This is a genomic window from Gordonia sp. YY1 (genome assembly GCF_009872315.1).
Classification (GTDB): domain Bacteria; phylum Actinomycetota; class Actinomycetes; order Mycobacteriales; family Mycobacteriaceae; genus Gordonia; species Gordonia amicalis.
Window position 1 is genome coordinate 390,049 of record NZ_WXYI01000002.1, and the last position, 24,571, is coordinate 414,619.

Below are 24,571 nucleotides of genomic sequence, written 5' to 3' on the forward strand. Positions count from 1 at the left end.
GCGGAACCTGTCCGCGCTCGGGGGTGTGCTCATGACCGATCGCATTCGGCGGGCCGTCGACGAAAAAGGTATCGCAAATGTGGGCCGCGGGCCGGACCACATCACCGATCCCGTCGACCCGGTCCCGGTCGTCAACATCGCGAATGCCCTGACCGTCTTCCGGATCCTCCTGGTTCCGGTGTTCCTGACGGTGCTGTTCCTCGAGTCCGGGGAGTCCACGCTGTGGCGCACGGTGGCGACGGTCGTCTTCGCCGTCGCGGCCCTGACCGATCGGTACGACGGCCGCATCGCCCGCGAGCGCGGCCTGATCACCGACTTCGGCAAGATGGCCGACCCGATCGCGGACAAGGCCCTGATCGGTGGTGCGCTCGTCGGACTCTCGATCCTCGGCATCCTGCCCTGGTGGGTCACCGCGGTCATCATCGCGCGCGAACTGTGGGTCACCGCGCTGCGCTTCTGGGTGCTGCGGCACAAGGTCATCCCCGCCAGTCGCGGCGGAAAACTCAAGACGCTGCTGCAGGCGGTCGCCATCGGCCTGTACCTTGCGCCCCTCGGCGGCGGTTGGGACATCGCCGCCGGCATCGTGATGGGTCTCGCGGTGGTCGTCACCATCTACACCGGCCTCGACTACACCTGGCAGGCGATCAAGGTAAGGTCCGCCGGCGGTTCCCGCCCCGGCACCCCCGATCCAGAGCCGGCACCGCAGACGCGACGGGCCGTGGGAGGAACCGGCGCGGGGCGCTGAGTTCGACTACTGTCGGTGGAACCGCGGCCGGGGAACGATCCGGCTGCGTGAGGCGTTGGCCGAGGAGTGGACAGGGAGAGGAGACTCGATGGCGATGCTCTTACGTGAGGCGCTCGGCGACAGCCTGCGTCGGGTCCGCACGCAGCAAGGCCGGACCCTGCGTGAGGTGTCCACCGGTGCACGCGTGAGCCTGGGCTACCTCTCCGAGGTCGAGCGCGGTCAGAAAGAGGCCTCGAGCGAACTACTCGCGGCCATCTGCGATGCACTCGACGTGGAGATCGCCGACCTCCTCCTCGACGTCGGGAACGCGATGCGTCCGGCCGAGACCATGACCCCCGAGGTCGCCGAGGCCGGTCTCACCGCGACCAAGGTGGTCATTCCCGCACCCGCCGGACGCCGGGACGCGACGGCGCTCGCGGCCGCCTGATGCACGTCGTCCGAATGACCATTTGAGTGCTGCGGCACTATCGGGAACCCGCAGCCACTAAATTGGTCTGCACAGTTCTCTCAAACCCCTGAATGGAGTGACGTAGAGCATGGCGAACCCGTTCGTGAAGTTGTGGCGGTACCTGACGGCACTCGGCAACGCGAAGATCGACGAACACGCCGACCCGAAGGTCCAGATCCAGCAGGCGATCGAAGATGCCCAGCGTCAGCATCAGGCGTTGTCGCAGCAGGCCGCCTCGGTCATCGGCAACCAGCGACAGCTCGAGATGAAGCTCAACCGGCAGCTCGAGGACATCGAGCGTCTGCAGGCCAATACCCGCCAGGCACTGACGCTGGCCGACCAGGCCGCTGCCGCCGGCGACACCCAGAAGGCCACCGAGTACACGAACGCCGCCGAGGCGTTCGCGGCGCAGCTCGTGACCGCCGAGCAGAGCGTCGAGGACCTCAAGTCCCTGCACGACCAGTCGCTGCAGGCCGCCGACCAGGCCAAGAAGGCCGTCGAGCGCAACGCGATGATCCTCCAGCAGAAACTCGCCGAGCGTTCCAAGCTGCTCAGCCAGCTCGAGCAGGCCAAGATGCAGGAGCAGGTCAGCGCATCGCTCAACCAGATGAGCGAGTTGTCGGTGCCCGGCAACACCCCGAGTCTCGACCAGGTCCGCGAGAAGATCGAGCGCCGCTACGCCAACGCCCTCGGTTCGGCCGAGCTGGCCAAGAACTCGGTCCAGGGCCGCATGCAGGAGGTCGAGCAGGCGGGCATCCAGATGGCCGGTCATTCGCGCCTGGAGCAGATCCGCGCCAGTATGCGCGGCGACGCCCTGCCGTCCGCGGGTGCCACCGCTCCGCCGTTGCAGAAGGGTCAGCCGGCGACGCAGGCCACCCCGCCGACCACCGAGCCGCCCGCGCAGAACTGATCCGCGGCACGTGCATGTTGCACTTGTCGCGGGTTCCGATGCGGGACATGCCTTTCCGGCGTTCGCCCTCGCCGAGCGGTTCACCGCGGCCGGGCATCGGGCCACTGTCCACACCGGACTGAACTGGTCGGCCGCCGCGCGTCGTCGTGGCATCGACATCGCCGAGCTCCCGGGTCTCGCGGCCACGGACGTCGACGACGACGCCGACGCCGGGGACAAACTCAGCGGCCGCGCGGCGCGCATGGCCGATCTGCTCGCGCCCCTGCTGGCGGAGTCCGGTGCCGATCTCGTCGTCTCCGACGTCATCACGGTCTGTGGGGGATGGGCCGCGCAGCTCCGGGGCCTTCCGTGGATCGAGCTGTCGCCGCACCCGCTGTACATGCCGTCTCGCGGCCTGCCGCCGATCGGTTCGGGGCTCGCCCCGGGAACCGGCATCCGCGGTCGCGTTCGGGACACGCTGATGCGTGCCGCGACCGCGACCTCCATTCGCAAAGGTGAACGGCAGCGTGCTGCGGCACGGCTGTCGATCGGTCTCCCGGCGCTCCACGGTGGTCCGTGCGCGCGATTCGTGGCGACGCTGCCGGGTCTCGAGGTGCCGCGGCCCGACTGGCCGGCCGACACCCATCTCATCGGTCCGCTCCTGTGGGAACCCACCGACGACCTCTTCGACCGTCCCGACGGCGATGCACCGCTGGTGGTGCTCGCCCCGTCGACGGCGCAGACCGGCGCCCCCGACATGGTCGGTGTGGTCCTCGAGGCGCTGTCCGAGCGGGTTCTGGGCCGTCGTGTCCGGGTGGTGGTCTCCGGGCTGCATCGTCCGTCCACCGCGGATCTCGCCCGCTTCGGCGACTCCTCGGCCCCGATCGCCGCAGGGCTGGGACGGCAGGACGAGGTGGTGGCCGACGCGCAGGTACTGATCTGCGGCTCCGGTCACGGGATCCTGGCCAAGGCGATGAGCGCCGGGGTACCGGTCGTCGCAGTACCCGGCGGCGGCGACCAGTGGGAGCTGGCGAACCGTCTCCGTCGCGCGGGTGCCGGCCGATTGGTCCGCCCGCTGACGGTCGAGGCCGCCGCCGATGCCGTCCGCACCGTTCTCGACGACCCGGAGTACGCCCGGAGCGCACGGCGGATCGGGGCGAGCGGTGCCGACACAGTGGACCCCGTGGCGGTGGCCCACGCCGTCCTGGACCGTGCCTCCTTCCGTAGGGTGGGGCCGTGCGCCTGACCGAGTTCAACGAACTGATGACCACCGAATTCGGTGTGTCCAGGGCGGATTCGATCCTCGTCGACCACGTGCTCACCGAATTCGGTGGACGCACCGGGGCGCAGGCGATCGACGACGGGGTCGACCCGCGCGACGTCTGGGTCGCCATCTGCCGCGACTTCGACGTACCGCGACGGCGTTGGTGACATACCTCGCGTGTCACACTTGCCATCGAACACCTGTTCGTTCATCCTGGTGATCAGACGGAACCGTACGGACCGCCGCCGCGTCTGAGATATGGGGATCGGGAAGCAGTGTCGGGCCCGGGGAGGGCCGCCGAGACTTGTCGGACCCACGCGATACCTTTCAGACATGAACGCCCGGACCGCACCGACCACCCGCCGGAAATCCGGCTCACAACCGAGGAGAACTCCCATGGCACCTGCGCCTCAAGACCGTGAGAAGGCCCTCGATCTGGCCCTCGCCCAGATCGACAAGAACTTCGGCAAGGGCTCGGTGATGCGCCTGGGCGAGGAGACCCGCCAGCCGATCGAGATCATCCCGACCGGTTCGATCGCACTCGACGTCGCCCTCGGTATCGGCGGTCTGCCCCGTGGCCGCGTCGTCGAGATCTACGGTCCGGAATCCTCGGGTAAGACCACGGTCGCGCTGCACGCCGTCGCCAACGCCCAGGCCCTGGGCGGTATCGCCGCGTTCATCGACGCCGAGCATGCGCTGGACCCCGATTACGCCGCCAAGCTCGGCGTCGACACCGACGCCCTGCTCGTGTCGCAGCCCGACACCGGTGAGCAGGCGCTCGAGATCGCCGACATGCTGATCCGCTCCGGCGCGCTCGACATCCTGGTCATCGACTCGGTCGCCGCGCTCGTGCCCAAGGCCGAGATCGAGGGTGAGATGGGCGACAGCCACGTCGGTCTGCAGGCCCGCCTGATGAGCCAGGCGTTGCGCAAGATGACCTCCGCGCTGAACCAGTCGAAGACCACCGCGATCTTCATCAACCAGTTGCGCGAGAAGATCGGCGTGATGTTCGGTTCCCCCGAGACCACGACGGGCGGTAAGGCTCTCAAGTTCTACTCGTCGGTGCGCCTGGATGTCCGCCGTATCGAGACCCTGAAGGACGGCACCGATGCGGTGGGTAACCGTACCCGCGTGAAGGTCGTCAAGAACAAGGTCGCGCCGCCGTTCAAGCAGGCCGAGTTCGACATCCTCTACGGGCAGGGCATCAGCAAGGAGGGCTCACTGATCGACATGGGTGTGGCCGAGGGCTTCATCCGTAAGTCGGGCTCGTGGTTCACCTACGAGGGCGATCAGCTCGGCCAGGGCAAGGAGAATGCCCGCAAATTCCTGCTCGAGAACGTCGACATCCGCGACGAGATCGAGAAGAAGATCAAGGAGAAGCTCGGCATCGGCGCGACCGTCGACGCCGACGACATCGCCCCGGCACCGGTCGAATTCTGATCGGCTCCGCCTGATCCGATATGAACGAGGCATCAAGCCCCGAACCGACGGACCCCGAACGGACGCGCACGCGTCGGGATGACAACCCCGACCGGCGAGGCCCCAGCGCATGGGACTCTGCACTGCGACTGCTCGGGGTCCGTGCGCGTTCACGGCACGAGATGCGGGAGCGGTTGACCCGCAAGGGGTTCGACACGGACACCGTCGACGAGGTGATGGCGCGACTCGACAAGCACCAGTTGCTCGACGACACCGACTTCGCCGCCGAGTGGGTACGCTCCCGCCACCTGAACTCCGGAAAGGGACGCGTGGCGCTGCGTCATGAGCTCCGGACCAAGGGAATCTCCGAGTCGATCATCGCCGAGACCCTCGCCGAGATCGATCCCGACGACGAACGCGAGATCGCGGCCGGACTCGTCGCACGGAAGCTGACGCCGTCGGTCGTCGAACGCGTTGTCGCCGATCGTGCCGAACGAGAGAAGACCCTGCGTCGTCTGGTCGGTTTCCTTGTCCGGCGCGGCTATTCGCAGTCGCTGGCCTTCGACGTGGTGGGGGAGGCGCTCGGCGCACTGGAGGACGCCTGAGGCCTCTCCCCGTCACTCCGACGGCACGCTTCAGAGCAGGTTCTCCGACGCGGCCAGTTCGGTCTTCTCCGGGTCGGCCGGCTCGGCGGCCGACCGCCGACCCTGACGCACACGTCGCTCGACGTAGGTCGCGAGGTTCGAGAGCCCGAAGTTGATGACGATCATGATGATCGCCACCACGATCAGCGCCGGGATGTAGTTGCCGTAGCGGGAGGCCGACAGCAGGCCGCTGCGCACGACCTCCGAGTAGCCGATGATGTAGCCGAGCGCACTGTCCTTGAGTGCCACCACCATCTGCGAGATCAGCGCCGGCATCATCGCGGTGATCGCCTGGGGGAGCAGCACGATGCGCATCATCTGGCTCTTGCGCAGACCGAGCGACATGGATGCCTCGGTCTGGCCCTTCGGCAGCGAGTTGATGCCGGAGCGCAGGATCTCGGCCATCACCGACCCGTTGTAGAGCGTCAGCCCGGTGACCACCGCGGCGAACGCCAGCATCGACGACGGGAATATGCCGTAGATGGCGAACAGGAACCAGGTGAACACCATCAGGATCAGGACCGGGATCGCACGGAAGACCTCGACGAACACGCCCGAGACGGCCCGTACCCAGCGATGATCCGACAGCCGGCCGATGCCGAGGACGGCGCCGAGGATCAGCGAGAACACGATCGAGACGGCGGCCGCCGCCAGAGTGCGCCACAGGCCGGGCAGGATGTAGCCGGTCCAGGTGGACCAGGTGACGAACGGGCTCCACTTCTCGCCGGTGAACTGTTCGTTGGCGGCGAGTACGGAGATCACGTAGATCGCGATCGCCGCGAGGACCGCGATGAACAGGATCGCCGTCAGGCGATTCCGGGCTCGTGCGCGTGGTCCGGGTGCGTCGTACAGGACAGTCGATTCGGCGCTCATCGTTTCACCGCCAGTCGCTTGGCGAGGTAGCCGAAGACGGCCCCCTCGGTGAGGGTGATGATCATGAAGCCCACGGCGATGACGCCGAAGATCACGAACAGCTGGTCGGAGAAGGTCTCGATCTCGGTCTTCATGAGAGCCGCGGCCTCGGCGACACCGATGACCGAGGCGACCGTGGTGTTCTTGGTGAGCGCGATCAGGACGCTGCCCAGCGGGCCGATGACCGATCGGATCGCCTGCGGCAACACGATGACCCCGAACACCTGGGTGAACGACAGACCCAGCGACCGGGCCGCCTCAGCCTGTCCCAGGGGCACGGTGTTGAAGCCGGACCGGAGCGTCTCGCAGACGAAGGTCGACGTGTAGAGGACGAACGCGAGCACCGCGAGCCAGAAGTTGTTGGACTTGATCGTCGGCGCGAAGGTCAGGCCCAGATTCTGGTAGAGACCGATTGCGCAGAACAGCACGACGAGCGTCAGCGGGGTGTTGCGGACCACGTTCACGTAGACCCCGGCGAAACCGCGCATCACCGGGACGGGGGAGACCCGCATCGCGGCGAGGGCCGTGCCCCACACCAGCGAGCCGATCGCCGAGTAGAAGGTCAGCTGGATGGTCACCCAGAAGGCGGGCCACAGCTGAGGACCCATGCTCTCCCACAGAGAGGCGTCATTCATCGATGGTTCCTCTCACTCGAGTCCGGGCGGGCACGGCTTGGATGGTGAATCGAGGAATTCGAGGTCACCGGGGTCGGGTTTGTAGGGGAACTTCGACCCGGGACGATCCGCGCGGGCGATGATCTCGTCCACGTACTCGTTGCCGAGAGCTTCGCGCAGGTCGGCGTTCCATGGTGACTCCCCGAGGCCGGCATCAGAGCTCCCGGCCGGGGTCAGCATGGCGTCGAGGGCCTTGTTGATCGCATCCACGGCGGCTTTGTCGCCGAGAGCGACACCGACGCCGTAGCGCTCGGTCGAGAACGGACTGCCGGCCGTTTTCAAGGCGTCCTTCACGCACGCGTCCTTGAGGTAGGTCATCTCGACGAGCTTGAACTCGTCCTTCCAGAAGTTGGCGTAACCGGCGAGGATCGCCTCGTCGGTCGTCAGGGCGTCGACCTTGTCTCGGCGCAGCGCCTCGACACACGCCGAGTAGGAGTCGTACTCCTGCAGCTGGACCGTCGGCAGCTGGGCCTTCACGTTCTGCGCCGATGTCGAGCCGGTGACCGAACAGAGCTTCTTGCCCTTGTCCAGGTCGGTGAGTTCGTCGATCGAGTTGTCGTCGGCGCGCACCATCAGACCCTGATAGGTCTGTAGGTAGGGGCCGCCGAACGACACCTTCTTGGAGCGGCTCGCGTTGATCGAATAGGTGGCGGCGATGAGGTCGACCTCGCCGTTGTCGATCATCGCCTCGCGACGGGCCGACGGCGTTTCCCGCCAGGTGATCTCCGGGTGGTCCACGCCGAGGTCGTCGGCTATGGAATTGACCACATACGTGGCGACCGACGCGTCGAAGCCGGTGACGTTGCCGTTCGGCTCGTAGAGCCCGAGTCCCGGCTGGTCGAACTTGACGCCCAGGACCACCGAACCGTCGCGGATCGAGTTCAGCAGGCTGCGGGGCTCGGTGCTCCCGCAGGCCGACAGCAGTCCGGTCAGCAGTGCCCCGACCGCGAGAAGCAGGCCGGCACGACGCCATCGGGACAAGTGTTGATGTGTGTGTGGTGTGGTGTGGCTCATCCGCATCTCAGTGCCCCAGGATCTTGCCGAGGAAGTCGCGCGCTCGGTCGGTCTTGGGGGCGGTGAAGAAGGTGTCGGGTTCGGAGTCCTCGATGATCGCGCCGTCGGCCATGAAGATCACCCGGTCGGCGGCCTTGCGGGCAAAGCCCATCTCATGGGTGACGACCAGCATCGTCATGCCCTCCTTGGCCAGGGAGACCATCACGTCGAGCACCTCGTTGACCATCTCCGGGTCGAGCGCCGACGTCGGCTCGTCGAACAGCATGATCTTCGGGTCCATCGCGAGGGAGCGGGCGATGGCGACGCGCTGCTGCTGGCCCCCGGACAGCTGGGCCGGGTACTTGTCCTTCTGGCTCGCGATGCCGACCCGCTCGAGCAGTTCGAGTGCGCGCTTGTCCGCGTCGGCCTTGGACTTCTTGCGCACCTTCGTCGGTGCGAGGGTCACATTCTCGAGAATCGTCTTGTGCGAGAACAGGTTGAAGGACTGGAACACCATGCCGACATCGGCGCGCAGTCGCGCGAGGTCCTTGCCCTCGGCCGGCAGGACCTGACCCTCGACCCGGATCTCGCCCTCATCGATCGGCTCGAGCCGGTTGATGGTCCGGCACAGCGTCGACTTGCCCGACCCGGATGGACCGAGGACCACCACCACCTGTCCGGCGGGAACCTCGAGGTCGATGTCCTTGAGTACGTGCAGCGAACCGAAGTGCTTCTGCACCCCGCGCATCGCGATCATCGGCTGGGACCCTGGGCCCGCGGACTTGCTCGGCGAAACGGTCATTCGTGAACCCTAACCAAATACGTGCCATCGAGTCGCGCAGGTGACGCCGAATCGGCGATTTGCGTGGGCCCCGTACCCTGGTAGGAGTGAGTATCGAGTTGTCGGATCGGCCTGACGAGGCTGCATCAGCCCAGTCACCCCGCAGCTATCAGGTCCGTACCTATGGCTGCCAGATGAACGTCCACGACTCCGAACGCATCTCCGGTCTTCTCGAGGACGCGGGATACGTCCGTGCGGCCGAGGACGACGACGCCGATCTGGTCGTCTTCAACACCTGCGCGATCCGCGAGAACGCCGACAACAAGCTCTACGGCAACCTGTCGCATCTCGCGCCGGTGAAGTCCAGCCGTCCGGGCATGCAGATCGCCGTCGGTGGATGCCTCGCGCAGAAGGACAAGGACACCGTCGTCGCCAAGGCGCCGTGGGTCGACGTCGTGTTCGGCACCCACAACATCGGCTCGCTGCCGGCGCTGCTCGACCGTGCCCGTCACAACGCGGAAGCGCAGGTCGAGATCCTCGACTCCCTCGAACGATTCCCCTCGACGCTGCCCGCGAAGCGCGACTCGGCCTACTCCGGATGGGTGTCGGTGTCGGTGGGCTGCAACAACACGTGCACCTTCTGCATCGTGCCGTCGCTGCGCGGCAAGGAGGTCGACCGACGACCCGGTGACGTACTGGCCGAGGTCCAGGCGCTCGTCGACCAGGGCGTCGTCGAGGTGACCCTGCTCGGTCAGAACGTCAACGCCTACGGCATGTCCTTCGCCGATCCCGACCAGCCCCGCAACCGCGGCGCCTTCGCCGAGTTGCTGCGGGCCTGCGGGACCATCGAGGGGCTCGAGCGGGTCCGCTTCACCTCGCCGCATCCGGCCGAGTTCACCGACGACGTGATCGAGGCGATGGCGCAGACCCCCAACGTGTGCCCGCAGCTGCACATGCCGCTGCAATCCGGCTCCGACCGCATCCTGCGCGCCATGCGACGCAGCTACCGCCAGACCAGATTCCTCGGCATCCTCGACAAGGTCCGTGAGGCGATGCCGCATGCGGCGATCACCACCGACATCATCGTCGGGTTCCCGGGGGAGACCGAGGAGGACTTCCAGGCGACCCTCGACGTCGTCGAACGTGCGCGGTTCTCCAGCGCTTTCACCTTCCAGTACTCGCCGCGTCCCGGGACGCCGGCCGCGACGATGCCCGACCAGGTGCCGGCCGAGGTCGTCGGCGAGCGCTACCAGCGCCTCATCGCCCTGCAGGAGCGGATCTGCCTGTCCGAGAACGAATCCCTGACCGGCACCGAGGTGGAGCTGCTCGTCGTCGCCGACGAGGGACGCAAGTCCGCCAAGACCCGGCGCATGACCGGTCGCGCGCGTGACGGACGTCTGGTGCACTTCGCTCCCGGCGACGTCGCGTCCGGTATCCGTCCCGGCGACGTGGTCCACACCGTCGTGACCGCGGCCGCGCCGCACCACCTGATCGCCGACGCCGGGGTGCTCTCGCACCGCCGCACGCGCGCCGGCGACGCCTACGAGCAGAGCCGCACGCCGACCACGGCGCCCGTGGGGGTGGGCCTCGGTCTGCCGACTGTTGGTCCCCCCGGACCCACCCCCGCACCCGCCGACGCCGGATGCGGCAGCGCGTGCGGTGGCTGAGCGTGCACGAACTCGAGATAGAAACAAAGTGAGGCGATGACGATGTCCGAGGACCCGTTCAAGGAGTATGAGAGCGATCTCCGCAAGGCGGAGCGTCGTGTGGCCGGTGAGATCGACCCCGGAGCCCGCGCGGTCGTCGTGGCCGTCGCCGTGTTGCTCGCCATGGTGTCGCTGGTCCTGCCGCACACGGGCTCCGTGACCGGTCTCGAGGTGCTGTCCTTGACACCCGAGGCAGCGGCCGAACGGGTCACCATCGTGTCGAAGATCTTCGTCTACCTGGTGGCGATCTTCGGCATCGCGATGTCGATGCTCGCGCTGCTGACCCGCCGATGGGTTCTGGCGTGGATCGCGTTGTGCGGCTGTGCGATCGCCTGCGTGGCGGGCATGCTCGCGTGGTGGTCGCGCAACACCCCCGGCGTCGGTGGCGTCGAACCCCCGTCGGGTGTGGGCGTCGGTCTGATCCTCGGCTGGATCGCGGTCTTCGTCCTCACCTTCCACTGGTCGCGCGTGGTGTGGGCGCGTTCGTCCTACCACCTGGCGATGGAGGCCGAGCGTCGCAGGCAGGCCGCCGAGCAGGAGGCCTACGCCTCCGCGCTCTACCGCAAGGACCCCGACGACCAGTCCTGAACGATCGACTCCGCAAGCTCCGTTCCCTGAGGAGGCCCGGAGCCTGCGGAGGGCCGTAAGCTCCGTTCCCTGAGGAGGCCCGGAGCCTGCGAGGCCGTAAGCTCCGCTCCCTGAGGAGGCCCGGAGCCTGCGGAGGGCCGTAAGCTCCGCTCCCTGAGGAGGCCCGGAGCCTGCGGAGGGCCGTCTCGAAGGGTCAGCGGTCGGTCACGGCGCTCTGGGCGGCCACGGCCCACTCGCGCCACTGTGCGGCCTGTTCCCGCAGTGACGCCGCATCGCGGTCCTTGCCGCGTTCGGCTGCCTTGCGGGCCTGCTCCTCGAACTGTGCGGCGCGATCCGCGAACTGTGCGGCACGTGCCTGGGCCTCGGGGTCGGTGCGCTGCCATTGCGCGTCCTCGGCGTCGCGGATGCGCTTCTCGAGAGCACGCGCGCGTGCCTCCAGCGAGTGCATCTGATCGCGCGGCACCTTGCCGATCTCATCCCACTTGTCTCGGAACGCCCGGAACTCACGGCGTGCGCCGTCCAGGTCGGCGGACGGGTTGATGGCGCGCTCGGCGGCGTCGAGCAGCGCGATCTTGGCGGTCGCATTGGCGGTGAACTCGGCGTCGCGTTCGGAGGTCGCGGCGTTGCGGGCGTTGAAGAAGACGTCCTGGGCGGCCTTGAATCGCTGCCACAGGGCTTCGTCGGTGTCGCGGGGGGCGCGGCCGGCGGCCTTCCACTCACCCAGGAGTTCGCGGAACTTCGCCGAGGTGGGTCCCCATTCGGTCGACGAGGACAGTTCCTCGGCGCGGGCGATCAGCGCCTCTTTTCGTTCCTTGGCGCCCGCTCGTTCGCGGTCGAGTTCGGCGAAGTGCGCACCGCGGCGGCGATTGAAGGCATCGCGTGCCTTCGCGTAGCGCTTCCACAGGACGTCGTCGGTCTTGCGATCGATGCCCTTGATCGCCTTCCACTCGTCGAGGATCTCGCGGAGCCGGTCGCCGGCGCTCTTCCAGTTGGTGGCCTCGGCGCCGATCTGTTCGGCCTCGGTGGCGAGGGTCTCCTTGCGGGCGATGGCGGCGGCGCGGGTCTTCTCGCGCTCGGCGCGCAGCGACTCGGCGACCTCGTCGGCGCTGCCCACGATCGCCTCCAGCCGCCGCTGCAGCGCGGCGACGTCGCCGATGACATGAGCGTTGGGCAGATCGTCGAGCAGGTGCTTGGCCGCCGCCTGCGCCTTGCGCGGATCACCTGACCGTGCGCTGAGGCGTTCCTCGAGGATCTCGACCTCGGTGGCGAGATCGTCGAAACGGCGCGCGAAGTGGGCGAGACCCTCTTCGATCGTGCCGGCCTGCCACTGGCCGATCTCACGTTCACCGTCGGCGGTCTTGAGCCAGACCACACCCGAGGAGTCGATCCGGCCGTAGCGGTGCGGGTCGCCGGCGCTGATGTGCGGAACGACAGGTTCGTGGGCTCCCGGCCGCGGGCCCGGCTTGGGGCGCGGGCCGGGTTTGGGTCCGGGCTTCGGCCCCGGCGCGCCCGTCTGGGGTGCCTGGGTGGCCGCGGAGGGATCGGTCGGGTGGGTCATGTGCACAAGTCCTGCCGCTCATTGGTGCCGCGCGTCACGGCTGCCGGTCGCTGGGTCGGTTCTCGCCGGGCATCGTAACGCCGCGGCGACAGCCGACAGTACGGATCCATTCAAGCAGTTCAGGCGCGTGCATGTGGCGTGCGTGCCGACTTGCCGACATCCGTGTCGGGGTTCGGCCGTCGGCGGCCGCGCCCGGTTCGACTAGCGTCGTGGTGTGCTTGCGGCCGTCGTCTTCGTACCGAGTGCCCCGTTGCTGGTACCCGAGTTGACCGGTCCGTCGGCGTTCGACACCGAACCCGTGCGATCGGCGGTCGGTGATGCCCTCGCCGACGCCGCGGCGACCGGGATCGACAGGTGGGTCGTGGTCGGTGCGACCGACGAGCCGATGACCGGGCCGGTCGACGAGGCGGAATCGGGCAGTTTCGCCCGGTTCGGGGTCGATCTCCGGGTGAGCCTGAGCGGTGTCGGGCCGGACGCCGAGACCGGCCCCCGGATGAGCCTGTCGGGGCTGATCGGTGCCTGGCTGCGCGAGTCGGCGTCGCTGGGCCCGACGACCGCGTTCATCGTCGGCCGGGAGACGACGCCTCGTGAGTGCGCCGCGATCGGTGCGGATCTCGCCGCGCTGCTGGGCGATTCGCCCGAGCGGGTCGGACTCCTGGTGGTCGGCGACGGCTCGACCGCGCTGACGCCCAAGGCGCCGGGCGGTGGTCGACGGGACTCCGCGGTCGCCCTCAACGACGCGATCGTCGCCGCGATCGGCGGCGCCGACACGGCAACGCTGGCCGCACTCGAAGCCGGACCCTGTGACACCGAGGGAGTCGGCGGCCGGGTGGCGTGGCAGGTCGTCGCGGCCGCAGTCGAGAACTCCGGCTCCACCCTCGTCGCGAAGACGGGCTACGCCGACGCGCCGTTCGGTGTCGGCTACGTCGTCGCGACGTGGACCGTCACCGGTGATCCGGCATGAGCGATCACTCGGCGCCGCGGCCGATCATGGTCGTCGGTCCGACGGCGTGCGGGAAATCCGACCTCGCCCTCGACCTGGCCGAGCGGCTGGACGGGGAGATCATCAACATCGACGCCATGCAGCAGTACCGCGGCATGGACATCGGGACCGCCAAGGTGCCCGTCGCCGACCGCCGCGGCATCGTGCATCACCAGATCGACGTCCTCGACGTGACCGAGGTGGCCACCGTCGCCCGGTATCAGCAGGCTGCCTCCGCCGACGTGGAGCGTCTTCTCCACGCGGGGCGCATACCGGTGATCGTCGGCGGATCGATGATGTACATCCAGGGACTGCTCGACAACTGGCAGTTCCCGGCGACCGATCCCGAGGTTCGCGGCCGCTACGAGGAGATGCTCGCCGAGCGCGGTGTCGCCGAGATGCACCGGTTGCTCGCCTCGGTCGATCCGGCGGCGGCCGCCACCATTCTCGACACCGACGGTCGGCGCATCGTCCGTGCTCTCGAGGTGGTCGAACTGACCGGGCAGCCTTTTGCGGCATCGCAGCCGACGATCGGTGAACCCCGTTGGGGTACCACGATTCTCGCGCTCGACCGGGAGACCGCGGAACTCGACGACCGGATCGCGCGGCGTACCCGGCTGATGTTCGAGACCGGTCTGACCGACGAGGTCGAGGCCCTGTGCGCCGCCGGACTGCGGGAAGGGCGCACGGCGTCGCAGGCGATCGGGTACAAACAGGTCCTCGCGGCACTCGACGGTGAGTACGACATGGCGCAGGCCGAGGAACTCACCTTCATCGGCACCCGCCGGTACGTGCGCAGGCAGCGGTCGTGGTTCCGGCGCGATCACCGCGCCGTCTGGCTCGACGCCGCCGCCCCCGATCTCGCCGACCGTGCTCTCGCGGCCGCCGCCGTGTGAGATCACCGGCAGCTGACGCTCTGCGGGACAAGTAGTCTGGTGCCCGTGAGTTCCCACCAGACCGGTCTGCGCTTCGTGAAGGGGCACGGCACCCAGAACGATTTCGTCGTGCTCGCCGACCCGGCCGCCGAACTGACCCTCGACACCGAGATGGTCGCGGCGCTGTGCGATCGTCAGCGGGGCATCGGGGCCGACGGTCTGCTGCGCGTGGCGCGCACGGGTGCGCTCGTCGAACGCGGCGTCCTCGCCGCCCTTCCCGACGGGGTCGCGGCCGACGACTGGTTCATGGATTACCGCAACGGGGACGGCTCGATCGCCGAGATGTGCGGCAACGGGGTCCGGGTCTTCGCCCACTTCGTCCGCGCCACCGGACTCACCGCCACCGACGCCTTCACCGTGGGATCGCGCGCCGGTGCGCGGCCGGTGATCATCCACCACTTCGACGACGTGCACGCCGAGGTCACCGTGGAGATGGGCGTCGCGCGCCTCGACGGCACCTCGGTGGTGCGGATCGGCGACGACGTCTACCCGGGCGCCAAGGTCGACGTCGGCAACCCGCACCTGGCGTGCGTGGTCGCCGATCTCACCGCCGACGACCTCGCGGCCGTCGACTTCACCGCCGGAGTGGTCATCGAACCGGGCGACTTCCCGAACGGAGCCAATGTCGAGCTGCTGACCCCGCCGGTCGAGGACGTCGACGGGCGGCTGTATGCACGGATGCGGGTCTTCGAACGCGGCGTCGGCGAGACGCGCAGTTGCGGAACGGGCCTGGTCGCGGCCACGCGAGCCGCTCTCGATGCACGCGGTCGGGACACCGGTGAACTGCGCATCGGCATCCCGGGCGGCGAGGTCACCGTGACCATCCGGCCCGACGGCTCCACCCTGCGCGGCCCCTCCATGCTGGTCGCCGACGGTGTCCTGCGACCCGGTTGGGACCGCTGAGCCGATAATCACGTGCTGAGCAGGGGTCGGGCGTGAGACGATGGATCCCGTATGACCGAATCATCAGCACAGATCCTTTCCTCAGCGGACCTCGACGATCGCACCGGTGACATCCGGGACGACGATCCGACGGTCGGCGAACTCCAACTCTCCGAGCGCGCGTCACTGCAGCGCGTCGCCGGACTCTCCACCGAACTCACCGACGTCACCGAGGTCGAGTACCGGCAGCTCCGTCTCGAGAGGGTGGTCCTCGTCGGTGTCTGGACCGAGGGCAGCGCCGCCTCGGCCAAGGCCAACATGACCGAACTCGCGGCCCTGGCCGAGACCGCCGGCTCGCAGGTCCTCGACGCGGTGATCCAGCGTCGTTCCAAACCGGACTCGGCCACCTACATCGGCAGCGGCAAGGCCGACGAACTCCGCGAGATCGTCCTCTCGACCGGCGCCGACACCGTCATCTGCGACGGTGAGCTCACCCCGGCGCAGCTCACCGCGCTGGAGAAGGTCGTCAAGGTCAAGGTCATCGACCGCACCGCGCTGATCCTCGACATCTTCGCCCAGCACGCCACATCCCGGGAGGGCAAGGCGCAGGTCTCGCTCGCGCAGATGGAGTACATGCTCCCGCGCCTGCGTGGTTGGGGTGAGTCGATGTCCCGCCAGGCCGGCGGCCGTGCCGGCAGCAACGGCGGCGTGGGCCTGCGTGGTCCCGGTGAGACCAAGATCGAGACCGACCGTCGCCGCATCCGTGAGCGGATGGCCAAGCTGCGGCGCGAGATCCGCGACATGAAGAAGGCGCGCACCACCAAGCGTGCGGCGCGCCATCGTTCGTCGATCCCGTCGATCACGGTCGCCGGCTACACCAACGCCGGCAAGTCGAGTCTCGTCAACGCCATGACCGGCGCCGGTGTCCTCGTCCAGGACGCGCTGTTCGCGACGCTCGACCCGACAACCCGGCGCGCCACCCTCGACGACGGCCGGGCCGTGGTCTTCACCGACACCGTCGGTTTCGTCCGCCACCTGCCGACCCAACTCGTCGAGGCGTTCCGGTCGACGCTCGAAGAGGTCGTCGACGCCGATCTCCTCCTGCATGTGGTCGACGGATCGGATCCGTTCCCGATGGAACAGATCTCGGCCGTCCGTCAGGTCATCGGCGAGATCGTCGCCGAGGAGAAGGTCGAGGCGCCACCGGAACTGTTGGTCATCAACAAGATCGACGCGATCGACGGCAACCGGCTCACCGAGCTGCGCGGTGCGGTGGGTGTCGACGCGGTCTTCGTCTCGGCACGCACAGGTGAAGGACTGCCCGAACTGTTCGACCGGGTCCGCGAGTTCGTGGGCCGCGAGGACGTCGAACTCACCATCGAGGTGCCGTTCTCGCGCGGCGACATCGTCTCGCGGATCCACAGCGAGGGCGAGGTCCTCGACTCCGAGCACACCGAGTCGGGCACCACCATGAAGGTCCGCGTCCCGGCCGCTTTCGCGGGCGAGATCGCGGACCTCACGGTGTAGACCTGCTCAGCCGGCGTCCGTTCAGTCGGCATCCAGATCGGTCTCGACGAGGGTGACGATCTTGTCGAGCGCTGCCTGATCCTCGGCGGTGACCACGACCTTGGCGCCCTTCTCGGCGCCGAGGGTCATGATCATCAGTGCCGAACCGGCGTCGACCGGGTCGCCGCCCTCGAGTTCGAGGGTCACGGTGCTGCCGGAGTCGGCGACGGCCTCGGCGATGATCGTGGCCGGCCGGGCGTGCAGGCCGACGGCCGATCCGACGGTGGCGGTGGTGCTGGGCATGGTGCCTCCTGTGTTGCTGGGGTATTCGGTTGTCGTGCTGGATGAAACGTCGGGTATGAGTGGGTCTGGGATCAGGCTGCCACGGCCTCGAGGTCGGCCGCTGCCACCTCCCTGGTCCTGCCGAATTGCTTCGCCGCGGTCACCGCGACCGCGCTGAGCACGGTGCCGGCGACGAGGGCCACGAGGAACAGCACCCAGTTGTTCATGGCGAAGAAGACGAAGATGCCGCCGTGTGGGGCGCGGAGCTCCACACCGAACGCCATGATGAGCGCACCGGACAGTGCGCCGCCGGCCATCATCGACGGGATGACGCGGAACGGGTCGACCGCGGCGAACGGGATGGCACCCTCGGAGATGAACGATGCGCCGAGAAGCCAGGCGGCCTTGCCGTTCTCGCGTTCGGGTTCGGTGAACAGCCCGGGACGCAGCACCGTGGCGAGGGCCAGGGCGAGCGGCGGGACCATGCCGGCGCACATCACCGCGGCCATGATCTGGAACTGTGCGGGACCGGCGGTCGCCGCGTCGGCGATACCGGCGGTTGCGAACAGGTAGGCGGTCTTGTTGACCGGACCGCCGAGGTCGAAGCACATCATCAGGCCCAGCACGATGCCGAGGACGACGGCCGATCCGCCGGACATGCTCTCCAGTCCGGAGTTCATCTGCTCGGTCAGCCAGGCGAGCGGCTTGCCGAGCACCATGTAGAGCAGTCCGCCGACGATCATGCTGCCGAACAGTGGGATGACGACCACCGGCATCAGTCCGCGAGCCCACTGCGGGACCGGGAGCCGCGAGATCCACAGACACGCGGCGCCGGCGATGAGACCGCCGATGAGTGCGCCGATGAAGCTGGCGCCGACGGAGAGGGACACGATGCCCGCGACGAAACCGGGGGCGATGCCGGGGCGGTCGGCGATGGCGAAGGAGATGTAACCGGCGAGGACCGGGACGGCGAGTCCCATCACCCCCGATCCGATCGCGAAACTCACCGCGCCGAGGTACTGCAGGAGCCCGCCGGACGGCAGATCCCAGACGCTGTTGTTGAGCGCGATGTAGACGGCGTCGTTCAGGGACCCGGCGCTGTCGAGGGTGCTGTTGGCGATCTCGTACCCGGCGAGCAGGAAGCCGAGCGCGATGAGCAGGCCGCCCGCCGCGACGAACGGGATCATGTAGCTGACACCGGTCATGAGTGCCTGACGAGTGCGCGCACCGAGTCCGACACCCGACGACGCGCCGGTCTCGGCGCCCTCGGTGCCGCCGTCGTCGGTCACCCGCGCCGCGTCCGGGTTCCGTCCGGCCGCAACGGCTTCGGCGATCATCGCATCGGGTTCGTTGATGGCTCGTTTGACGCCCGAGGCGATCACCGGCTTGCCGTGGAAGCGACCCTTGCCCTTCACCCCGATGTCGGTGGCGAAGATGACGGCGTCCGCGTTCGCGATGACCTCGGGGTCGAACGGCGTGGTGGCCGACGAGCCCTGGGTCTCCACCGCGAAGTCGACATCGGCACGGTCCGCGGCGTACCTGAGCGCGTCCGCGGCCATGTAGGTGTGCGCTATTCCGGTGGGGCAGGCGGTGATCGCGACGATGTGCGGCCGGTTCTGCGCCGGCGTCCGGGCGGTGACCGGGGTGTCCGTGGCCGGCGCCATCGGCGCTGCCGGGGAAGTGGTTGCGGTCGTGGTCTCGGTCTTCTTGGCGTCGGGATCGATGGCCTCGGTGACCAGTTCGATGATGCGTTCGTCGTTCTCGGCGGCGCGGAGGGACGCGACGAAGTCGGGGCGGACCAGCGAACGCGCCAGGGAGCTCAGCACTTTCATGTGCGCCGCCGCACCGCCCTCGGGGGCGGCGATGAGGAAGACGAGGTCGGCCGGCCCGTCGGGTGCCCCGAAGTCGACCTGGCGCGACAGTCGCGCCATGGCAAGGCTCGCCGTCGTCACCGATGCGGTGCGCGCGTGAGGGATGGCGATGCCGCCGGGGAGCCCGGTGGCCGACTTGGCTTCCCGCTCGAGTGCCGCGCGGGCCAGATCGGCGGGGTCGGTGGTCCGTCCGGCAGCGGCCAGGGCGTCGGCGAGGGTGGTGATGACGGCGGCGGGGTCTGCACCGGCGTCGACGTCGAGACTCACCGTCTGGGCGGTGATGATCTGCTCGGTCATGGGATGTCCTTCGGCATGGAGAGGGGCGGAGTGGTCGGGTGCCCGGTGGGGGATTCGGTTCAGTTCATCGGGGCGGCCCCGGAGAGTTCCGTGACCGTGACCCCGGACAGGTCGAGGTGGTGGGGGGTGGGGGAGGAGGTGCCCGCCAGTGCGGCGGCGGCCGAACCGTAGGCGACGGCGGACCGCAGACAGTCGGGAGCCGACGCGCCACGCGTCTGCGCGACGAGGAATCCGGCGAGGGAGGAATCACCCGCGCCGACGGTGCTGCGCGGAACGGTGGGTGGCGGCGTCGCGCACCAGACGCCCGCCGCGGTGGCGAGGACCGCGCCCCGTGCCCCGAGCGTGGCCAGCACGGCGCCGCCGATCTGCTCGACGAGCGCCGTGGACGCGGCGACGATGGGACGGAGGTCGTTGCGGGAGAGCGATTCCCGCAACTCTGCCGGATCGGTGCCGGTGAGTTCGGCGAGTTCGTCCTCGTTCGGCTTGATCAGGTCGACTCGTCCGGCGGCGGCCGCACGCAGCGGTGCTCCCGAGGTGTCCACCGCCACGCGGCAACCGGCGGTGACCAGGGCGTCGGCGACGGTCCGATACCAGTCCTCCGGTACGCCGGGCGGCAGTGATCCGCACAGCGTGACCCAGTCCGCGCCGTCCGCGTAGGTGCGGATCAGTGCGCTCAGCGCGGCCAGTTGAGCCGCCGTCAGGCTGACGCCCGGGGCATTGATCTTGGTGGTGGTGCCGTCGGCTTCGGCAATGGTCACGTTCGAGCGCACCTCGCCGTCCACGGGGACCGCGTCGTAGGGGAGTCCGAGCTCGTCGAGGGCGGCGAGCAGCGGGTCGCCCGCACGCGCCGGGAGCAGTGCCCGGGTCGGTAGTCCGGCGGCGGCGACGGTGCGGGCCACGTTGACGCCCTTGCCGCCCGGTTGGGCGCGGACCACACCGGCTCGCTGGACCTCGCCGCGCCGGAGCGGGGTGTCGAGTTCGAGGGTGCGGTCGACGCTGGGATTGGCTGTGACGGTGAGGATCATGCGATCACGACCTCGACGCCGCGGGCGGACAGGGCGGCCGAGAACCTCGGATCGATACCGGAGTCGGTGATCAGGACGTCGATGTCGTCGATGCCGGCGAATCCCGACAGCTCCTCGCGCTCCATCTTCGAACTGTCGGCGAGGACGACGACGCGTCGGGCCGCGGCAACCATCGCCGCCTTCACCGCCGCCTCGTCGGGGTCGGGCGTCGACAGACCGTGCGCTTCGCTGAGGCCGTTGGTGCCGATGAATGCGGTCGTCACGCGCAGCCGTCCCAGTGCGGCGACCGTCTCGGCGCCCACCGTGGCCTGGGTGAGTCCGCGGACGCGACCGCCCAGGGCGTGCAGACCGTCCGCATGGCGGCCGGCGAGCAACCCGGCGATCGGCAGGCTGTTGGTGATCAGCGTCAGATCGCGGTCCCGCGGCATGACCTCCGCGGCACGGAACGTGGTGGTGCCGGCGTCGAAGAGCACCGATCCGCCGTCGGGCGGCAGGAAACGGAGGGCGGCGCGGCCGATGGCGGCCTTCTCCTCGATCTGTTCGGTCTCCCGTTCGGCGATGCCGAGTTCACCGATCACCCGCATCACCTCGGGGCGGACGGCACCGCCGTGGACGCGCTGCAGGTGCCCGCCGCGTTCGAGAACGGCCAGGTCGCGCCGAACCGTCTCGCTGGTCACGTCGAACTTCGCGGCGAGCTCGGCGACCGAGGCGCGCCCTGCGACGCGAACCTCCTCGGCGATGGCCTGCTGTCTCTCCTCGGCGTACACACCGGCTCCGTTCTGATCGTTCCTGCTCACTCGGCCACCGCGAAATGTGGGAATATGTGGCTTTGAATGTTGTAGTAACTGTGTTTACGCCTTTTTATGTTGACAAGTCAAGCCAAATTTGTAACCGTGGTCACATGACGCAGATTCTGACGGGGACGCCGGTCGTCGGTGGTGTGGCTCATGGACCCGCACTGTGGCCGGGACGCCGTCCCGACCACAGTGCGGAGGCGCTCGGCGCCGGTGTCGAGATCTCCGAGGACCAGCGCCCGGAGGAGGTCGCACGATTCACTGCGGCGGCAGGCGTCGTCGCCGCGCGACTCCGTGAGCGCGCGTCGCAGAACACCGGCGTCGCCGCGGAAGTACTCGCCGCCACCGCCGGACTCGCGGAAGACCGCGGCTGGATCGGTGCGGCGTCGGCCCTGATCGCCAGGGGTACGCCGGCACCGTCGGCCGCCGTTGCCGCCACCGAACAGTTCGCCGCGGTGTTCACCAAGCTGGGCGGCCTGATGGCCGAGCGGGTCACGGACCTCAACGACGTCCGCGACCGCGTGCTCGCCGAGCTCCTGGGACTGCCCGAACCCGGGTTGTCCACGCCGGAGGTGCCCTCGATCCTGCTGGCCGACGACCTCGCACCCGCCGACACGGCCGGCCTCGACCCCACCACCACGATTGCCCTCGTGACGCGACTGGGTGGGCCCACCAGCCACACCGCGATCATCGCCCGTCAGCTCGGCATCCCGTGCGTCGTCGCGGTGTCCGGACTCGTCGGGATCGATGCGGGTACGGCGATCCTCGTCGACGGCACCACGGGTGAGATCGCCGTCGACCCCGATGACACCGCCGCGCGAGCCCGAGTCGAGGAGTATCGGCGTCACGCCGCTCGCGTCGCCGGATGGTCGGGTCCGGGTCGCACCGGCGACGGGGTGGAGGTGGCGATCCTGGCCAACGTCGCCGACGGGTCGTCGGCCCGCGCAGCAACCGATCACCCGGTGGAGGGTGTCGGACTGTTCCGTACCGAATTGGCCTTCCTCGAGCGCGCCGAGGAGCCTTCGGTCGACGAGCAGGCGGGCATCTATCGCGAGGTGCTGGACGCTTTCGACGGCCGCAAGGTGGTCATCCGCACCCTCGACGCCGGCTCGGACAAGCCGCTGCGCTTCGTGACCCATCCCGACGAGGCCAACCCGGCACTCGGTGTGCGCGGCGATCGAATCGCCTTGGCGCACCCCGAGATCCGCGCGCGCCAGCTCGACGCGATCGCCCGGGCGGCGCTGGAGGCCGACGCGCAGCCGTGGGTCATGGCCCCGATGATCGCCTCACCCGCCGAGGCGGCGACATTCGCCGCGCAGGTGCGCGAGCGTGGACTCGTCGCCGGTGTGATGATCGAGGTTCCCGCCGCGGCGATCCTGGCCCCGGCGATCCTGGCCGAGGTGGACTTCGTCTCGATCGGCACCAATGACCTCACGCAGTACACGATGGCCGCTGACCGAATGTCCGCCGAGCTCGCATCGCTGACCGATCCGTGGCAGCCGGCCGTGCTGCATCTCGTCGCAACGGTCGCCCGGGCCGGACGTGATCAGGGCAAACCGGTGGGCGTCTGCGGAGAGGCCGCGGCCGATCCGCATCTCGCCTGCGTGCTGGTCGGACTCGGGGTGACCTCGTTGTCGAGCGCTCCCGTCGCGGCGCCCGCGGTCGGCGCCCGGCTCGGCGCGGTCACCCTGGCAACCTGCGAAAACGCGGCGGCGGCCGCGCTGGCCGCCACCGATCCGGCTGCAGCTCGCGCGGCGGTCGCCGCGGTACTCGACAGTGACGAGGTCAGACTCGCCTCATCACGGTGACGACCTTGCCGAGGATGACGGCCTCGTCGCCCGGGATCGGGTCGAACAACTCGTTGTGCGGCATCAGCCAGACATGACCCTTCTGGCGTTTGAAGGTCTTGACCGTGGCCTCGCCGTCGATCATCGCGGCCACGATGTCGCCGTTGTCGGCCACGTTCTGCTGGCGGACGACGACCCAGTCGCCGTCGCAGATCGCGGCGTCGATCATCGACTCGCCGACGACCTTCAGCAGGAACAGCGATCCCTCGCCGACGAGCTCCCGGGGGAGTGGGAACACGTCCTCGACGGCTTCCTCGGCGAGGATCGGTCCGCCTGCGGCGATCCGGCCGAGCACCGGTACGAAAGTGGGTTCGGGCAGTGCTCCGCCGGTCGGCGAGGTCGGCGTCGGGGGTTCGCTCGGCGCGATGTTCACCGCCCGCGGACGGTTGGCATCACGTTTGAGAAGGCCCTTGCGTTCGAGCGTCCGCAGCTGATGGGCGACCGAGGAGGTCGAGGTGAGACCCACCTCGTCACCGATCTCGCGGATGCTCGGCGGGTAACCGCGTTCTCGCACGGATTTGCGGATCACCTCGAGAACTCCGCGCTGCCGCGGCGTCAGCGACGCCTCGGCAGCCGCCATGTCCGCCGGGGTGACGGGCTCGTCGGCGCCCCGCGCTCCGGTGCGCTTACCGCCGTCATCGCTCATGATCGGGTTCCTCTCGATTCCGAACGTGCTGGTAGATCGCTTGTCTTTCGACGAGCCTAGCCGAGAACGCCGACCGCATCAAACATTTGTTCGACGTGTCGCGAGACAATTGTCGGAGTGCCGTGCTACAAATCGAACATCAGTTCATCGAACGGATGATCGACATTCGAACAGTTCGACCGGGACGACGCGGTCCCACTCACGAACACCGTTCGACCGGATACACGGAGGGCACCATGCGCACCGCCACTCTCATCGACCCCGTCCACCTCGACCCCGCCCGGCACGACCCCGCCCGGCACGGCGGTCCCGTCCGCGGCGACGTCCTGGAGCGTCCGCGCCCGACACGTCGGGGAGACGCCCGGCGGCCCGTCGACAACCGTCCGGTGCCGGAATCGGCGGTCCGGGTCCGCCGCGTCGCGTCCACCCAGTGCGCGTCGCCGGTGGGTATGCGCGGTCGTGGACCGGTGGTCCCGGCGTGGCGTCCCGCCGAGGCGGCTCCCGCGGCCGTCATCCGCCGGCGTCGCCGCACGGCGACCGCTGTCCTCGCCGGCGTCGCGCTCGCCCTGGCCGTGTGGGTCATCGCGGTCGTCGGCCAGAACTACGCCGCGTCGGTCACGCCTGCCGCGGTCGGCACCGAGGTCGTGCACGTTCGGTCGGGTGACTCGCTGAGCACGATCGCCTCGCGGGTCGCCCCCGAGATGCCGCGTGAGGCCGTCGTCGACGAGATCATCCAGCTGAATGACCTCGCGTCGAGCGGGCTGCGCGTCGGCCAGCCGCTCCTCACCCCCCGGTACCACTGAGGCCGGGCGGTATCCTCGATGCCACAGGGACCAGCCGAGCACCGGCCCGGCATGCGGCGCGGCTGCATCAGAGCGTCCCG

At 68.9% G+C, this 24,571-nt stretch carries 25 protein-coding genes; 15 read left to right on the forward strand and 10 right to left on the reverse strand.

Annotated features, from left to right (window positions below):
* Positions 1-31 precede the first annotated feature (31 nt).
* The 7 genes from pgsA to BPODLACK_RS05020 all read left to right on the forward strand — a co-directional run bounded on the left by pgsA (position 32) and on the right by BPODLACK_RS05020 (position 5,370).
* Positions 32-745: a CDP-diacylglycerol--glycerol-3-phosphate 3-phosphatidyltransferase gene (pgsA, locus tag BPODLACK_RS04990; protein ID WP_024498479.1), complete on the forward strand. Its 714-nt coding sequence runs from the start codon at positions 32-34 to the stop codon at positions 743-745.
* Between the two features lie 88 nt (positions 746-833).
* Entirely contained in the window at positions 834-1,172 is a 339-nt protein-coding gene (locus tag BPODLACK_RS04995) for a helix-turn-helix domain-containing protein (RefSeq protein WP_006436448.1), read from the forward strand.
* A 109-nt stretch (positions 1,173-1,281) separates the two neighbouring features.
* Positions 1,282-2,103, forward strand: a complete 822-nt coding sequence (gene pspA, locus BPODLACK_RS05000) for a phage shock protein PspA (protein ID WP_006436449.1) — start codon at positions 1,282-1,284, stop codon at positions 2,101-2,103.
* Positions 2,104-2,113: 10 nt separating this feature from the next.
* The gene (locus BPODLACK_RS05005; RefSeq protein WP_159404831.1) at positions 2,114-3,328 is read left to right on the forward strand and encodes a glycosyltransferase; all 1,215 of its coding nucleotides are present in this window, start codon (positions 2,114-2,116) and stop codon (positions 3,326-3,328) included.
* The gene (locus BPODLACK_RS05010; protein WP_006436451.1) at positions 3,319-3,513 is read left to right on the forward strand and encodes a DUF3046 domain-containing protein; all 195 of its coding nucleotides are present in this window, start codon (positions 3,319-3,321) and stop codon (positions 3,511-3,513) included. The genes BPODLACK_RS05005 and BPODLACK_RS05010 overlap by 10 nt, the downstream gene beginning before the upstream one ends.
* Before the next feature lie 229 nt (positions 3,514-3,742).
* Entirely contained in the window at positions 3,743-4,786 is a 1,044-nt protein-coding gene (gene recA / locus BPODLACK_RS05015) for a recombinase RecA (protein ID WP_006436452.1), read from the forward strand.
* Positions 4,787-4,806: 20 nt separating this feature from the next.
* Positions 4,807-5,370 carry a regulatory protein RecX gene (locus BPODLACK_RS05020; RefSeq protein WP_159404832.1) on the forward strand — a complete coding sequence of 188 codons (564 nt, stop codon included), beginning with the start codon at positions 4,807-4,809 and terminating at the stop codon, positions 5,368-5,370.
* A 30-nt stretch (positions 5,371-5,400) separates the two neighbouring features.
* On the opposite strand, the gene BPODLACK_RS05025 is transcribed toward BPODLACK_RS05020, so the two are convergent.
* From BPODLACK_RS05025 to gluA, 4 genes are read right to left on the reverse strand one after another with little or no spacing between them, the layout of a single operon-like run.
* Positions 5,401-6,282: an amino acid ABC transporter permease gene (locus BPODLACK_RS05025; protein WP_024498482.1), complete on the reverse strand. Its 882-nt coding sequence runs from the start codon at positions 6,280-6,282 to the stop codon at positions 5,401-5,403.
* A complete protein-coding gene (locus BPODLACK_RS05030) occupies positions 6,279-6,956 on the reverse strand; it encodes an amino acid ABC transporter permease (RefSeq protein ID WP_159404833.1) in 678 nt (225 codons plus the stop codon). The genes BPODLACK_RS05025 and BPODLACK_RS05030 overlap by 4 nt, the downstream gene beginning before the upstream one ends.
* Before the next feature lie 12 nt (positions 6,957-6,968).
* Positions 6,969-8,009, reverse strand: a complete 1,041-nt coding sequence (locus BPODLACK_RS05035; RefSeq protein ID WP_236577606.1) for a glutamate ABC transporter substrate-binding protein — start codon at positions 8,007-8,009, stop codon at positions 6,969-6,971.
* A gap of 7 nt (positions 8,010-8,016) precedes the next feature.
* Positions 8,017-8,745: a glutamate ABC transporter ATP-binding protein GluA gene (gene gluA / locus BPODLACK_RS05040; protein WP_024498485.1), complete on the reverse strand. Its 729-nt coding sequence runs from the start codon at positions 8,743-8,745 to the stop codon at positions 8,017-8,019.
* Positions 8,746-8,888: 143 nt separating this feature from the next.
* Between gluA and miaB the strand changes: the two genes are divergently transcribed.
* Both miaB and BPODLACK_RS05050 read left to right on the forward strand, forming a co-directional pair.
* Positions 8,889-10,436 carry a tRNA (N6-isopentenyl adenosine(37)-C2)-methylthiotransferase MiaB gene (miaB, locus tag BPODLACK_RS05045; protein WP_159404867.1) on the forward strand — a complete coding sequence of 516 codons (1,548 nt, stop codon included), beginning with the start codon at positions 8,889-8,891 and terminating at the stop codon, positions 10,434-10,436.
* A gap of 36 nt (positions 10,437-10,472) precedes the next feature.
* The gene (locus BPODLACK_RS05050) at positions 10,473-11,063 is read left to right on the forward strand and encodes an Rv2732c family membrane protein (protein WP_096273859.1); all 591 of its coding nucleotides are present in this window, start codon (positions 10,473-10,475) and stop codon (positions 11,061-11,063) included.
* Positions 11,064-11,256: 193 nt separating this feature from the next.
* Here the strand turns inward: BPODLACK_RS05050 and BPODLACK_RS05055 are convergent, their stop codons facing one another.
* Complete coding sequence (locus BPODLACK_RS05055; RefSeq protein WP_024498488.1) at positions 11,257-12,621, reverse strand: DUF349 domain-containing protein; 1,365 nt, start codon at positions 12,619-12,621, stop codon at positions 11,257-11,259.
* A 214-nt stretch (positions 12,622-12,835) separates the two neighbouring features.
* Here BPODLACK_RS05055 and BPODLACK_RS05060 point away from each other — a divergent pair, with 214 nt between their 5' ends.
* The 4 genes from BPODLACK_RS05060 to hflX are packed head-to-tail and all read left to right on the forward strand — an operon-like array spanning position 12,836 to position 16,947.
* On the forward strand, positions 12,836-13,585 hold the full coding sequence (locus BPODLACK_RS05060; RefSeq protein WP_159404835.1) for a hypothetical protein: 750 nt from the start codon (positions 12,836-12,838) through the stop codon (positions 13,583-13,585).
* Complete coding sequence (gene miaA / locus BPODLACK_RS05065) at positions 13,582-14,499, forward strand: tRNA (adenosine(37)-N6)-dimethylallyltransferase MiaA (protein WP_159404836.1); 918 nt, start codon at positions 13,582-13,584, stop codon at positions 14,497-14,499. Before BPODLACK_RS05060 ends, miaA begins: the two co-directional genes overlap by 4 nt.
* 39 nt (positions 14,500-14,538) lie before the next feature.
* A complete protein-coding gene (dapF, locus tag BPODLACK_RS05070; protein ID WP_159404837.1) occupies positions 14,539-15,441 on the forward strand; it encodes a diaminopimelate epimerase in 903 nt (300 codons plus the stop codon).
* Positions 15,442-15,492: 51 nt separating this feature from the next.
* A complete protein-coding gene (gene hflX, locus BPODLACK_RS05075; RefSeq protein ID WP_159404838.1) occupies positions 15,493-16,947 on the forward strand; it encodes a GTPase HflX in 1,455 nt (484 codons plus the stop codon).
* A gap of 21 nt (positions 16,948-16,968) precedes the next feature.
* Here the strand turns inward: hflX and BPODLACK_RS05080 are convergent, their stop codons facing one another.
* The 4 genes from BPODLACK_RS05080 to BPODLACK_RS05095 all read right to left on the reverse strand — a co-directional run bounded on the left by BPODLACK_RS05080 (position 16,969) and on the right by BPODLACK_RS05095 (position 21,168).
* The gene (locus BPODLACK_RS05080; protein ID WP_006436465.1) at positions 16,969-17,229 is read right to left on the reverse strand and encodes an HPr family phosphocarrier protein; all 261 of its coding nucleotides are present in this window, start codon (positions 17,227-17,229) and stop codon (positions 16,969-16,971) included.
* A 71-nt stretch (positions 17,230-17,300) separates the two neighbouring features.
* Complete coding sequence (locus tag BPODLACK_RS05085; protein ID WP_024498493.1) at positions 17,301-19,376, reverse strand: PTS fructose transporter subunit IIABC; 2,076 nt, start codon at positions 19,374-19,376, stop codon at positions 17,301-17,303.
* A gap of 59 nt (positions 19,377-19,435) precedes the next feature.
* A complete protein-coding gene (gene pfkB, locus BPODLACK_RS05090) occupies positions 19,436-20,401 on the reverse strand; it encodes a 1-phosphofructokinase (RefSeq protein WP_024498494.1) in 966 nt (321 codons plus the stop codon).
* Positions 20,398-21,168, reverse strand: coding sequence for a DeoR/GlpR family DNA-binding transcription regulator (locus tag BPODLACK_RS05095; RefSeq protein ID WP_024498495.1), 771 nt, complete (start codon positions 21,166-21,168; stop codon positions 20,398-20,400). The genes pfkB and BPODLACK_RS05095 overlap by 4 nt, the downstream gene beginning before the upstream one ends.
* A gap of 134 nt (positions 21,169-21,302) precedes the next feature.
* Here BPODLACK_RS05095 and BPODLACK_RS05100 point away from each other — a divergent pair, with 134 nt between their 5' ends.
* Positions 21,303-23,003 (forward strand): phosphoenolpyruvate--protein phosphotransferase, encoded by a 1,701-nt coding sequence (locus BPODLACK_RS05100; RefSeq protein WP_024498496.1) that lies wholly within the window; start codon positions 21,303-21,305, stop codon positions 23,001-23,003.
* Here the strand turns inward: BPODLACK_RS05100 and lexA are convergent.
* Positions 22,981-23,688: a transcriptional repressor LexA gene (lexA, locus tag BPODLACK_RS05105; protein ID WP_006436470.1), complete on the reverse strand. Its 708-nt coding sequence runs from the start codon at positions 23,686-23,688 to the stop codon at positions 22,981-22,983. The genes BPODLACK_RS05100 and lexA overlap by 23 nt on opposite strands.
* Positions 23,689-23,924: 236 nt before the next feature.
* Between lexA and BPODLACK_RS05110 the strand changes: the two genes are divergently transcribed.
* Positions 23,925-24,491, forward strand: a complete 567-nt coding sequence (locus BPODLACK_RS05110) for a LysM peptidoglycan-binding domain-containing protein (protein WP_024498497.1) — start codon at positions 23,925-23,927, stop codon at positions 24,489-24,491.
* Positions 24,492-24,571: the final 80 nt, after the last annotated feature.

Coding starts and splice junctions, on each gene's coding strand:
- hflX (WP_159404838.1), top strand. CDS start 15,493: ATGACCGAATCATCAGCACAGATCCTTTCCTCAGCGGACCTCGACGAT.
- BPODLACK_RS05110 (WP_024498497.1), top strand. CDS start 23,925: ATGCGCACCGCCACTCTCATCGACCCCGTCCACCTCGACCCCGCCCGG.
- BPODLACK_RS04995 (WP_006436448.1), top strand. CDS start 834: ATGGCGATGCTCTTACGTGAGGCGCTCGGCGACAGCCTGCGTCGGGTC.
- BPODLACK_RS05020 (WP_159404832.1), top strand. CDS start 4,807: ATGAACGAGGCATCAAGCCCCGAACCGACGGACCCCGAACGGACGCGC.
- recA (WP_006436452.1), top strand. CDS start 3,743: ATGGCACCTGCGCCTCAAGACCGTGAGAAGGCCCTCGATCTGGCCCTC.
- pfkB (WP_024498494.1), bottom strand. CDS start 20,401: ATGATCCTCACCGTCACAGCCAATCCCAGCGTCGACCGCACCCTCGAA.
- BPODLACK_RS05035 (WP_236577606.1), bottom strand. CDS start 8,009: ATGAGCCACACCACACCACACACACATCAACACTTGTCCCGATGGCGT.
- pgsA (WP_024498479.1), top strand. CDS start 32: ATGACCGATCGCATTCGGCGGGCCGTCGACGAAAAAGGTATCGCAAAT.
- miaA (WP_159404836.1), top strand. CDS start 13,582: ATGAGCGATCACTCGGCGCCGCGGCCGATCATGGTCGTCGGTCCGACG.
- BPODLACK_RS05055 (WP_024498488.1), bottom strand. CDS start 12,621: ATGACCCACCCGACCGATCCCTCCGCGGCCACCCAGGCACCCCAGACG.
- pspA (WP_006436449.1), top strand. CDS start 1,282: ATGGCGAACCCGTTCGTGAAGTTGTGGCGGTACCTGACGGCACTCGGC.
- BPODLACK_RS05080 (WP_006436465.1), bottom strand. CDS start 17,229: ATGCCCAGCACCACCGCCACCGTCGGATCGGCCGTCGGCCTGCACGCC.
- gluA (WP_024498485.1), bottom strand. CDS start 8,745: ATGATCGCGATGCGCGGGGTGCAGAAGCACTTCGGTTCGCTGCACGTA.
- BPODLACK_RS05100 (WP_024498496.1), top strand. CDS start 21,303: ATGACGCAGATTCTGACGGGGACGCCGGTCGTCGGTGGTGTGGCTCAT.
- BPODLACK_RS05085 (WP_024498493.1), bottom strand. CDS start 19,376: ATGACCGAGCAGATCATCACCGCCCAGACGGTGAGTCTCGACGTCGAC.
- BPODLACK_RS05050 (WP_096273859.1), top strand. CDS start 10,473: ATGACGATGTCCGAGGACCCGTTCAAGGAGTATGAGAGCGATCTCCGC.
- BPODLACK_RS05030 (WP_159404833.1), bottom strand. CDS start 6,956: ATGAATGACGCCTCTCTGTGGGAGAGCATGGGTCCTCAGCTGTGGCCC.
- BPODLACK_RS05025 (WP_024498482.1), bottom strand. CDS start 6,282: ATGAGCGCCGAATCGACTGTCCTGTACGACGCACCCGGACCACGCGCA.
- lexA (WP_006436470.1), bottom strand. CDS start 23,688: ATGAGCGATGACGGCGGTAAGCGCACCGGAGCGCGGGGCGCCGACGAG.